Below are 10,608 nucleotides of genomic sequence, written 5' to 3'. Positions count from 1 at the left end.
AGCTGCGCTTCGCCATCCGCGAAGGCGGCCGCACCGTCGGCGCAGGCGTGGTCTCGAAGATCCTCGCCTGATCCCGAACGGGACATCGCGTTACAGGGGGCCGTCCGAAAGGGCGGCCCTTCTGCTTTCCGGAACCCCCCGCGGGGACTTCTTTTCGCGCAGCCTCTTTCCGGCGGCGGGGTCCGCCCCTAGGTTCCCTGCGACACCAAGGACCAAGGGGGCCCGCAATGGCCAAGCTCATCCATTCCATGATCCGCGTCCTGGACGAGGACCGCTCGGTCGCGTTCTATCGCGACTGCTTCGGACTTCGCGTGGCCGAACGGCTCGACTTCGAGAATTTCACGCTGATCTACCTGTCCAACGACGAGACGGGCACCGAGCTGGAACTGACCGTCAACAAGGGCCGCACGCAGCCCTATGATCTGGGCGACGGTTACGGCCATGTCGCGTTCTCGGTCGATGACGTGGACGCGCTGCATGCCCGCCTGACCGAGGCCGGACATGCCCCGCGCAAGCTGGTCGATTTCGCGCCGGGCGGCGAGGTGATCGCCCGCTTCTTCTTCATCCAGGACCCCGACGGATACGAGATCGAGGTCCTTCAGCGCGGTGGCAGGTATCTCTGACCGCCGCAGGCAAGGTTTCGTCATGTTCGCCTGGTTCGAACGCCGCATCGACCCCTATCCGCAGGAACGGCCGGCGATCCCGCCGAAATCCCTGACGGGCTTCATGCTTCACTACAGCCGCGGGGCGATCCCGTGGCTGATCCTTCTGTCGCTTCTGTCGGGCGCCCTGGCCGTGGTCGAGGTGCTTCTGTTCGGCTGGCTGGGCGAGCTGATCGACCGCCTGTCCGACACCCCGAGAGAGCTGTTCTGGTCCGAGCAGGGCCCCCGCGTCGCCATGATGGCGCTGGCGCTGGTGGTGCTGATGCCGGTGCTGAACATCGCGGCCTCGCTGGTGCTGTACCAGTCGCTGATGGGGAACTTCCCGCAGCGCATCCGCTGGCGGGCGCATCGCTGGCTGCTGCGCCAGTCCGTCGGCTATTTCCAGGACGAGTTCGCGGGCCGCATCGCGCAGCGCCTGATGCAGACGGCGCTGGCCGTGCGCGAGGTGTCGATGAAGGTCATGGATGTGGGCAGCTATGTCCTCATCTATTTCGCGGGGGCGCTGATCCTTGCGGCCTCGCAGGACTGGCGTCTTGCGCTGCCCTTCGCGGCCTGGGCCGCGGGGTTCGCCATGCTGCTGTGGTTCATCGTGCCGCGCCTTGCCCGCGTGGCGCAGGCGCAGGCCGATGCCCGCAGCCAGATGACCGGACGCATCGTCGACAGCTATACCAACATCGCGACGGTCAAGCTGTTCTCACATTCCGACCGTGAAGAACGATGGATGCGTCAGGGCATGGACGGGTTCCTCGGGACCGTGCATGGCCAGATGCGGCTGGCGTCGATCCAGGACATGGTGCTGAACCTGCTGAACGTCTGGCTTGTCGCCTCGGTCGCGGGGCTGGGCCTGTGGCTGTGGTCGCAGGGGCAGGTGGCGGTCGGCGCCGTCGCCGTGGCCGTGCCGCTGGCGCTGCGGCTGAACGCGATGTCGCACTGGATCATGTGGGAGTTCGCCGCCCTGTTCGAGAATATCGGCACCGTCCGCGACGGCATCTCCAGCCTGTCGCTGCCCCGCACGGTCGAGGATGCGCCGGATGCCGTCGATCTGCGCCCCGAACATGGCGCGATCAGCTTCGAGAACGTGACCTTCCGCTATGCCGGGTTGCCCGACAGCCCGCCCATGGCCGTCCTCGAGGATCTGGACCTGCACCTGAAGCCCGGTGAGCGCGTGGGCCTTGTCGGTCGTTCCGGCGCGGGCAAGTCGACTCTGATCAACCTGCTTCTGCGGTTCCACGATGTCGAACGCGGGCGCATCACGATCGACGGGCAGGACATCGCGGGCGTGACGCAGGAAAGCCTGCGCAGCGCCATCGGCGTGGTGACGCAGGACAGCTCGCTTCTGCATCGCTCGGTCCGCGAGAATATCGCCTATGGCCGTCCCGATGCGACCGACGACCAGATCGCCGACGCCCTGCGCATGGCCGAGGCCGAGGGCTTCGTCCCGGGCCTCTCTGACAGCCAGGGGCGGCGCGGGCTGGACGCCCATGTGGGCGAACGCGGGGTCAAGCTGTCGGGCGGCCAGCGCCAGCGCATCGCCATCGCCCGCGTGGCGCTGAAGGACGCGCCGATCCTGGTGCTGGACGAAGCCACCAGCGCGCTGGACAGCGAGGTCGAGGCCGCGATCCAGTCCCGCCTCGAGGCGCTGATGGAGGGCAAGACCGTCATCGCCATCGCGCACCGCCTGTCCACCATCGCGGCGATGGACCGCCTGATCGTCATGGATCAGGGGCGGATCGTCGAACAGGGCAGCCATGCCGAACTGCTGGAACGGGGCGGCATCTATGCGCGCCTGTGGCAGCGGCAATCGGGCGGGTTCCTGGCCGCCGACGGCTGAACGAAAAAGGCCCCGGCGCGGTGCCGGGGCCTTCTGTCATCGGGGTCGCCGCATCACTGCGCGATCAGGTCCGTGATCCGACGCACGGCGGCGCGACGGTTCTCGCGGATATCGCCATCCGAACGTACGCGCAGGAACTGCTCGCCATAGCCCTGGGTCACCAGGTTCTCCGGCGGGACGTCGAAATACTCGGTCAGCGCGAGCGCCACCGATTCCGCGCGGCGGTCCGACAGGGCCAGGTTCGCGGCGTCCGAGCCGACCGTGTCGGTGTGACCCTCGATCAGGAACACCTCCGAGGGGTTCTCGGCGATCGAGTCCCGGATCGCGTTGCCCAGGCCCGACAGCTGCTTGGCCTGATCGGGACGGATCGCGGCCGAGCCGGTCTCGAAGGTGATCGCGTCGATGTTCACCGGTGCGACCAGCGCGCGGACCTCGGGGATGTTGCGGACCTGCGACAGGGTAAAGCGGCGATCGACGGCGGCCTCCTGGCGCAGGGCGTCACGCAGGGCGGCCTCGTCCAGCGAGGTGCCGTTGTCGTACTGCACCGGCGCCGGTTCGGGCAGGTCGGCCACGTTGACCGGCTGCACGTTCTCGGTGTCGTCGATCAGGCGCGTGGTCTGCCCATCGGCCGAGACCAGCGTGCGGCGCAGGACGCGCAGGTCGGCATCGCGGATCGTCACGACCTTGCTGCCATCCGAACGCGTCACCACGGTGCGCGAGGACCCGTCGTCGAAGTTCTCTGTCTGCACGGTCGAACCCGGCTGGCGCAGCAGTGCGACCTCGTCCTTGATGACCTCCTGGCTGCCATCGCTGCGGGTCACGACCACACGGTCGGGCGTCGACAGCGCGACCTGGCGGTTGTTGTTGAGATAGCTGCCGACCGCGACCGCGCCCAGACCCAGCAGCAGCGCCTTGGTCAGGTCGCTGTCGTCGTCGTCATCCTCGCGCGCCTCGGCACCTTCGCGACCTGCCGTCAGCGCATCGCGCAGGCTGGTCTCGAAATCCTCCGAGGACGAACGCGCATCGGCCTCGGTCACCTCTTCCTCGGTGACGTTGCCGCTGCCTTCTTCGGCCTCCAGCGCGGCTGCGGTCGAAGGTGCTGCCGCCTCGGCGGCCTCTCGAGAGGCTTCGGTTTCCTTCACGTCCTCCTCGGCGGCGCGCTGGACCAGCTCGCCTTCGCTGTTGACGCGGAAGGTCTGGGCCTCGGGGGCGGCAAGGCGGAAGGCGCCGCCGCCATTCGGTTCGACCACGACACCGCGCGGGGTGGTGGCGGGACCTTCGCAGGGACCGGTGCTGCCATCGAGGCAGGTCAGCTGGTCGGCGGTCAGACCGCCCGAAACCTCGTCGTTCAGCACGCGGGCCAGACCGGGCAGGGCGCCTGCGCGTTCCTGCGCGACGCCGCCGCCCGCGACGGTGAAGCCATTGGCGGCAGGCTGTTCATCGGTCGCGTTCTGCGGCGCGGGGGCCTCGCGGCGCTCCTCGGCCGGGGCGTTCTGCGCTGCGGGGGCTTCGCGACGCTCCTCGGCAGGGGCGCTCTCGGCTTCGGGTTCGCCCTCTGCCTCGGCGGCAAGGGCGGCGCCAAGCTCGTCTTCCGAAGGACGCTCACGCTCGGGCGTGTCCTCGGCATTCTCGCGGTTCTTGCGGGCGGGGCGCTTCTCCTCGACCGGCGCTGCTTCGGCCTCGGCTTCGGGCGCTTCGGCAGCCTCGGCGGGACGGGCCTCGGCGGGACGGGCCTCGGGGGCCTCTTCCTGCTGGCGGTCGGCCTTGGCCGCGGGGCGCTGCTGGTTGTCCTTCTGGCGCGCATTGCGGGCCGGGCGCTGGCCTTCCTCGGCCTGCGCGGGCGCAGCTTCGGGGCGTTCGGCGGGTGCCTCGGCCTCGGGCTGCGAAGCGGCTTCGGGTTCGGCTGCCGGCTCGGGCTTGGCCTCGGGCGCAGGTTCCGGTTTCTCTGCAGGCGCTTCCTCGGCAGGCTGCGACTGGGGCTGGGGCTCGGCCTCGGCGGGGGCTTCCGCTTCGGGGGCGTTCTGTTGCGGCGCTTCTGCTTGCGGGGCCTCAGCCTCAGCGTCCTGCTCCTCCTGCTGGCGCAGCGCCTTCTTCAGTTCGTCCTCGGCAGCGTCGACCTGTTCGCCCGCTTGGCGGGCAAGTCCCTCGACGGCGCCTTGATCCGCGTCGCCCTGATCCGCGGGGACCGGTTGGCCCTGCTGTGCCTGCGCGTCGGCAGGCTGGGCCTGCGCTGCGGCTATGTGCGGCGCCAGCAGCGACAGGCAGGCCGCGATGGCCGTGGTGTTGTGGATGATCCGTCGCATGGAAGCTCCTCTCCGGCGGTCAATTCGTCGCAGCCATAACAGAGGCGTCCGCGAGGGGGTTCCCGAACTTCACGTGAAGACTGCGTGATCGGCGGGCAGCCGCGTGCATGAAAAAGGGGCACCGGTTTCCCGGCGCCCCCTGGCAGCGGCATCGCAAAACGCCTTATACGCCGTCGCCGACGAAAGCCTTCTCGACCACGAACTCGCGCGGTTCGGAATTGGCGCCCTCGTGCAGGCCGAACCCTTCCAGCACCTTCTTGACGTCGGTGTTGAAGGCGAGGCTTCCGCAGATCATCGCGCGATCCGTCTCGGGGGTGATGGGGGGCAGGTTCAGATCCGCGTTGACCTTGCCCGATTGCAGGTTGTCGGTGATGCGCCCCATCAGCGGCGAATCCTCGCGCGTGGTGGTCGGATAATAGAGCAGGCGCTTGGCGAAATCGGCGCCGTACAGCTCGCCCAGCAACGGGTCGTGCTTCAGGTTCTCGACCAGCTCGCGGCCATAGGTCAGCTCGTCCGCGGTGCGGCAGGTGTGCATCATCACCACCTGCTCGTAACGCTCGAAGGTCTCGGGGTCGCGCATCAGGCTGGCGAAGGGGGCAAGGCCGGTGCCGGTGGCCAGGAACCACAGGCGCTTGCCCGGCAGCAGCGCGTCCAAAACCAGCGTGCCCACGGGCTTGGGGCGCAGGATGACCTGGTCGCCCGGCTGGATGTGCTGCAACCGCGAGGTCAGCGGCCCGTCCGGCACCTTGATCGAGTAGAACTCCAGCTCGTCGTCCCAGTTGGGCGAGGCGATGGAATAGGCGCGAAGGATCGGCTTGCCGTTGTCGCCCGGCAGGCCGATCATCACGAATTCGCCCGACCGGAAACGCAGCGATGCGGGCCTGCTGATCCGGAACGAGAAGAGGCTGTCGGTCCAGTGGCGGACCGAGGTGACGGTCTGCGCGTCAGGAAGGGTCGGCTTGGGGGTGGATGCTTCGGCCACTTGCATGTCCGGTCCTTGTGTCAATTCCCGACCGATCTAGTCGTTATCACCCCGCAGCGAAAGCCCCCGCGCCGGAATAGCCCCGCATTCAGGCACGTTCTCAGGCTGGCGTCATGTCGCGACCGGTCAGCGGTTCCGGCCCGTTGGTGCCGCGCCGGGCCTCGACCAGCTGGGCCGCGGCGATGCGGTCGGGCTGCCCCATCGCGCGCAGCAGCGCCAGTTCGGCGATGGCCTCGTCCTCGTGCAGGACGGCCATCGCGGGGTTGCTGGACCAGCCGTCATCGGTCATCCAGACGCGTCGGCCGTTCACGATATCCTCGGCCTGGACGACGCCGGGACGGGACGGGGTCGGAAGAAAGACGTTCTGCATCGGATTATCCCCTCAGATTGCGACCTATATAGGATAAAATTCTGGATTCTTGCGACGGTCTGGCAGAAATAAGGAAGATCGAAGCAAGGTGGACCAGAATGCCGGAACCCAGTCCCGACGAAGCCAGATCGCCCCAAACGCCCGTCCGCCTGGACGAGGTTGACCGCAAGATACTGTCCCTGCTGCAACGCGACGCCAGCCTGTCGCTGGACCAGATCGCGGACAAGGTCGGCGCGTCCAAGACCCCCGTCTGGAACCGCATCCGCAAGCTGCGCGAGGCGGGCGTCATCCGCAGGCAGGTCGCCGTGCTGGATCCCGAATCGCTGGGGCTCGAGGCGTGCTTCTTCGTGCTGGTCCGCACGTCGGAACATGATCGCGACTGGGCCGCACGCTTCCTCAAGGCGCTGCGCCAGCGCCCCGAGGTCGTCGAGGCGCACCGGCTGGCGGGCGATATCGACTATATCCTGAAGGTGCAGGTGAAGAACGCGCGCGCCTATGACCGCTTTTACCAGTCGCTGATCTCCGAGGTGAAGATCCACAACGTGACCGCGCTGCTGTCGATGGAGGAGATCAAGGCCAGCTTCGCCCTGCCGATCCCCGACGCGGGCTGAGCCCTATTCGTCCACGACCTTCAGAAGGCGTGGCAGGGCGGGGCAGGGCAGCAGCTGGTTGCGGGATATGTCGGCCAGCGTGTGGTTGTGCAGGAAGACGTAGACATGGGCCGACAGCCCCTCCCACAGCCGGTTCGACAGGGTCTGCGCCCGCGAACCCGACACGCCGCCCGAGGCGCCCGCGCCGACATGCATCGCGCTGACGGTCTCGTCCACGGCCTCGAGAACCTCGGCGACGCGGATGTTCTCGGGGGCGCGGGCCAGGCGATATCCGCCGCCGGGGCCGCGCACGGATTCCACCAGCCCGGCGCGGCGCAGCTTGACGAACAGCTGTTCCAGGTAGGGCTGAGAGATGTCCTGCCTGCGCGATATCTCGGCCAGCGAGGTCAGGTCGTCCTTGCTGGCGATCGCAAGATCGACCAGCGCGATGATCGCATAGCGGCCCTTGGTCGAAAGCTTCATGGCGGCTCCTCCTGATCCCCTTCCGCGCGGGTGGCGCGGTTTTGCGGTCGGGCCGCTGTCCGGATTGACGCCGAAGGCCGCCGCAGGCTATGCCGTGCAGGCTGTTCCTTGCGTATCCCGTGCCGACAGCCCAGATATCGGTTCCCCTTAGAAGCCACATGCGCAGGCGTCAAGGAACCAAGAAGCCCTGTGAAGGAAGACCATGCCCGAGCTGATTTTCCCCGGCCCCGAAGGCCGACTTGAAGGACGCTACCACCCGCAGCCCGGCAAGCCCGACGCCCCCATCGCAATCGTGCTGCATCCCCACCCGCAATATGGCGGCACGATGAACAATCGCGTCGTCTACAACCTGCATTACGCGTTCCACAAGATGGGCTTCACCGTGATGCGGTTCAACTTCCGCGGCGTGGGCCGCAGCCAGGGCGAATTCGACCAGGGCGTGGGCGAATTGTCGGATGCCGCATCGGCGCTGGACTATCTGCAGGCGATGAACCCCAATTCGAAGCATTGCTGGGTCGCGGGCTTCAGCTTCGGCGCGTGGATCGGGATGCAGCTGCTGATGCGCCGCCCCGAGATCACCGGCTTCGTCAGCGTCTCGCCCCCGGCGAACATGTACGATTTCAGCTTCCTCGCGCCGTGCCCGTCCTCGGGGCTGATCGTGAACGGCACCGCCGATCGCGTCGCGCCGCCCAAGGATACCCACGCGCTGGTCGGCAAGCTGCGGGAACAGAAGGGCATCACCATCACCCACGAGGAGATCGAGGGTGCCGACCACTTCTATCGCGACGACGAGGAACACATGAAGCCGCTGATCGGCATGGTGCAGGGCTATGTCCGCCGGCGCCTGACCGAAACGACGCGCTGAAACCTTGCGTGACCGCATGGGGCCGGGATTTCCCGGCCCTTTTCATTTCCCGCAGTCCCACCCAAAAGGTCGTGATGCTCGATTCCGCGATGCAATTCCTGTGCGAGGCCGACCGCCTGAAATCGGTCACCCGCGCGAATGTCCTGATGGACCTGTCCCGCCCCGAGAACAGCGCCGAGCACAGCTGGCATGTCGCGCTGCAGGCGATGGTGATGGGGGCCTCGGACCGGGCGATCGCGATGATCCTGCTGCACGATCTGGTCGAGATCGACGTGGGCGACCAGCCGATCCACCTGGGCCATGACAGAGATGCGCTGCAGCGCGCCGAGGCCGCCGCCGCGCGCCGCATCTTCGGGCTGGCCCCGCAGTCCGAGGCGCTGATCGCGCTGTGGCACGAATTCGAGGCCGGGCAGTCCCCCGACGCGGCCATGGCCAAGCGGATGGATCATACCCAGCCCGTGCTGCAGGTGCTGATGGCCGACGATCCGCTGCCCGACCATGTCCGCATCGTGCGCGACAACCTGACCACGGGCCGCGCCGCGCGGCTGTCAAGCGAATGGCCCGCCTTCATGCAGGCCGCCCTGGGCCTTATGGACGGCGTGGCGCTGCCCGATGACGACCTGTCGCGGCGCATGCGCTTTCTGGCCGAGGCCGACCGCCTGAAATCGGTGATCCGCGCCAGCCTGCTGATCGACAATTCCCGCCGCGAGAACAGCGCCGAGCACAGCTGGCACCTTGCGCTCTATGCGCTGATCCTTGCGGGGCAGGCGCCCTTGGGCGTGAATGTCGGGCGGGTGATCCGCATGCTTCTGATCCACGATCTGGTCGAGATCGACGTGGGCGACGTGCCGCTGCATTCCGCGGGCGGGCAGGCCCATGGCGCAGCCGAGGTGAAGCAGGCCGAGGCCGCCGCCGCCCGCCGCATCTTTGGGCTGCTGCCGGACCGGCAGTCTCGCGAACTGCTTGATCTGTGGACCGAGTTCGAGGATGCCGCGACCCCGGATGCGATCTTTGCCAAGGCGTTGGATCGCTGTCAGCCCGCCGTGCAGAACGTCATGGGCGGCGGCGTCGGCTGGGCCGAATACAGCGTGACCCGCCAGCAGGTGACCGAGCGTGTGGGCCGTCAGGTCGAACGCGGCGCACCGGCCCTTTGGGGCTGGCTGGACGCGCGGCTGGCCCGGTTCTTCGCCTAGGCGAAGCTGCCTGCGTAATCACGCAGCTGCGCCATGTCGAACCCGTCGATCTGCGCGCCGATCCGGGCCAGCGATCCGGGGCGATAGGGGCGGCCCATCCACCCCTCGGGCAGGGCAGAGGTCCGGAAGCGGCGGATCGCCGGATGCGCAAGATCGGCCACGCGCGACGGCCCCTGCCGGTCGACCTGAGAGATCCGCAGCAGGCGCGTCGCCATGCCCGGCGGGCGGGAGCTGTTGGCGATGGGGCCAAGCGGATCGGCGTCGCGCAGCAGGCCGCGCAGCATCTCGCGGTCGGGGGCAAGGCCCGCCCGCGCCGCGCCATCCGCGATCCATGACAGCGCGATCGAGGACAGCGCGCGGATGTCTCCGCCCCCGCCCACCGCGCCATGGACGCCCGCGAACCATTGCTGGAGGTATTCGCCATCGGGGTTCTGCTGGCGCAGGATCGGCAGGTTGTCCCACAGCGTCGGCAGGAAGTTCCGCCGCCTTTCGTCCAACGCGACGGCGTGGCGGGCCGATCCGACCATTCCCGACAGCTGCGTGTCATGGAAGCGGTACTTGCGGTTCAGCAGATGCGCGGGCATCCCCCAATGGGAAGGAATGCCAAGGGCGCCGACCGTGTCCCACAGCCCCATGAAGGCGATGCGCAGTCGGGGGGCGGGCCGACCCATCGCGCGGCGGAACTGATCCTCGGCATGGCTCGTGGTGATCTGGGGCGAATGCTGCATGCGAAAGGCGAGGCTTTCGTCGGAATCCGGCTCTTCCTCGGTGCCGCGCGACCGGTATCGCCAGAAGCAATCCCCGATCAGCGCGTCGCTGGCATCCTGCGGAATACCGCAGTTGCGGATAAGCCCCGCCAATGATCTTGCAGTATATGCCCCGCGGGAAAAGCCGAAGAGGTAGATCTCGTCGCCCGGTTGGTAATGGCGGGCGAGGCCCTGGAACGCCTGCGCGATGCGGTCGTTCAGGCCAAAGCCCATCGCGCCGCCCGATATCTTTTCGTCCAGCCGTTGCAGCAGGTTGCCGCCGCGCGGGACGCCCACGCCTTCGTAATACAGCGCGATCTGCCGAGTGCCCTGCGCGTCCCGTGGCGGGATGCACAGCGCAAGCTGGGCGACATTCGTGCGATGTTCCTGATCGGCACTGTTCCATGTGCCGTCGCAGAATACTGCTATGCGTTTCATTTTACCAAAACCCGAAAAGGAAAACATTTACCCATTTAAATGGATATCATGTTTTCCTTGTTATCGGGTAGGCTCCAGACTCGTTAATTTTCAAAGCCAGAAGATGACAGTTGCGGCGAGAGCGACGGCGGACAGAAAGACCCTC

At 67.5% G+C, this 10,608-nt stretch carries 11 protein-coding genes; 6 read left to right on the top strand and 5 right to left on the bottom strand.

Annotation, left to right across the window (positions count from 1 at the left end; all coding sequences use genetic code 11):
• The 3 genes from QMZ16_RS16335 to QMZ16_RS15950 all read left to right on the top strand — a co-directional run.
• A partial coding sequence (locus QMZ16_RS16335) for a hypothetical protein (protein ID WP_134059749.1) occupies positions 1-71 on the top strand: 71 nt, incomplete at its 5' end.
• 156 nt (positions 72-227) lie between these two features.
• Positions 228-623, top strand: a complete 396-nt coding sequence (locus tag QMZ16_RS15955; protein WP_282603984.1) for a VOC family protein — start codon at positions 228-230, stop codon at positions 621-623.
• A 22-nt stretch (positions 624-645) separates the two neighbouring features.
• Positions 646-2,493 carry an ABC transporter ATP-binding protein gene (locus QMZ16_RS15950; RefSeq protein WP_282603983.1) on the top strand — a complete coding sequence of 616 codons (1,848 nt, stop codon included), beginning with the start codon at positions 646-648 and terminating at the stop codon, positions 2,491-2,493.
• Between the two features lie 53 nt (positions 2,494-2,546).
• Here QMZ16_RS15950 and QMZ16_RS15945 read toward each other — a convergent pair whose 3' ends face one another.
• The 3 genes from QMZ16_RS15945 to QMZ16_RS15935 form a co-directional block, all read right to left on the bottom strand.
• Entirely contained in the window at positions 2,547-4,796 is a 2,250-nt protein-coding gene (locus tag QMZ16_RS15945) for an OmpA family protein (RefSeq protein ID WP_282603982.1), read from the bottom strand.
• 163 nt (positions 4,797-4,959) lie between these two features.
• Complete coding sequence (locus QMZ16_RS15940; protein WP_282603981.1) at positions 4,960-5,784, bottom strand: ferredoxin--NADP reductase; 825 nt, start codon at positions 5,782-5,784, stop codon at positions 4,960-4,962.
• A gap of 94 nt (positions 5,785-5,878) precedes the next feature.
• Positions 5,879-6,148: a DUF2849 domain-containing protein gene (locus QMZ16_RS15935; RefSeq protein ID WP_022708533.1), complete on the bottom strand. Its 270-nt coding sequence runs from the start codon at positions 6,146-6,148 to the stop codon at positions 5,879-5,881.
• A gap of 98 nt (positions 6,149-6,246) precedes the next feature.
• Between QMZ16_RS15935 and QMZ16_RS15930 the strand changes: the two genes are divergently transcribed.
• On the top strand, positions 6,247-6,759 hold the full coding sequence (locus tag QMZ16_RS15930; RefSeq protein WP_022708532.1) for an Lrp/AsnC family transcriptional regulator: 513 nt from the start codon (positions 6,247-6,249) through the stop codon (positions 6,757-6,759).
• A 3-nt stretch (positions 6,760-6,762) separates the two neighbouring features.
• Here the strand turns inward: QMZ16_RS15930 and QMZ16_RS15925 are convergent, their stop codons facing one another.
• Positions 6,763-7,221 (bottom strand): Rrf2 family transcriptional regulator, encoded by a 459-nt coding sequence (locus tag QMZ16_RS15925; protein ID WP_022708531.1) that lies wholly within the window; start codon positions 7,219-7,221, stop codon positions 6,763-6,765.
• Between the two features lie 202 nt (positions 7,222-7,423).
• Between QMZ16_RS15925 and QMZ16_RS15920 the strand changes: the two genes are divergently transcribed.
• Together QMZ16_RS15920 and QMZ16_RS15915 are read left to right on the top strand one after the other, a co-directional pair.
• Complete coding sequence (locus QMZ16_RS15920; RefSeq protein WP_022708530.1) at positions 7,424-8,086, top strand: alpha/beta hydrolase; 663 nt, start codon at positions 7,424-7,426, stop codon at positions 8,084-8,086.
• A gap of 74 nt (positions 8,087-8,160) precedes the next feature.
• The gene (locus tag QMZ16_RS15915; RefSeq protein WP_282603980.1) at positions 8,161-9,279 is read left to right on the top strand and encodes an HD domain-containing protein; all 1,119 of its coding nucleotides are present in this window, start codon (positions 8,161-8,163) and stop codon (positions 9,277-9,279) included.
• Here the strand turns inward: QMZ16_RS15915 and QMZ16_RS15910 are convergent.
• Positions 9,276-10,463: a DUF2235 domain-containing protein gene (locus QMZ16_RS15910; RefSeq protein ID WP_282603979.1), complete on the bottom strand. Its 1,188-nt coding sequence runs from the start codon at positions 10,461-10,463 to the stop codon at positions 9,276-9,278. The two genes, QMZ16_RS15915 and QMZ16_RS15910, sit on opposite strands and share 4 nt — an antisense overlap.
• Positions 10,464-10,608 lie beyond the last annotated feature (145 nt).

This window comes from Paracoccus sp. PARArs4 (genome assembly GCF_947311865.1).
Lineage (GTDB): Bacteria > Pseudomonadota > Alphaproteobacteria > Rhodobacterales > Rhodobacteraceae > Paracoccus > Paracoccus zeaxanthinifaciens.
This window is presented reverse-complemented; position numbering and strand designations above follow the sequence as displayed.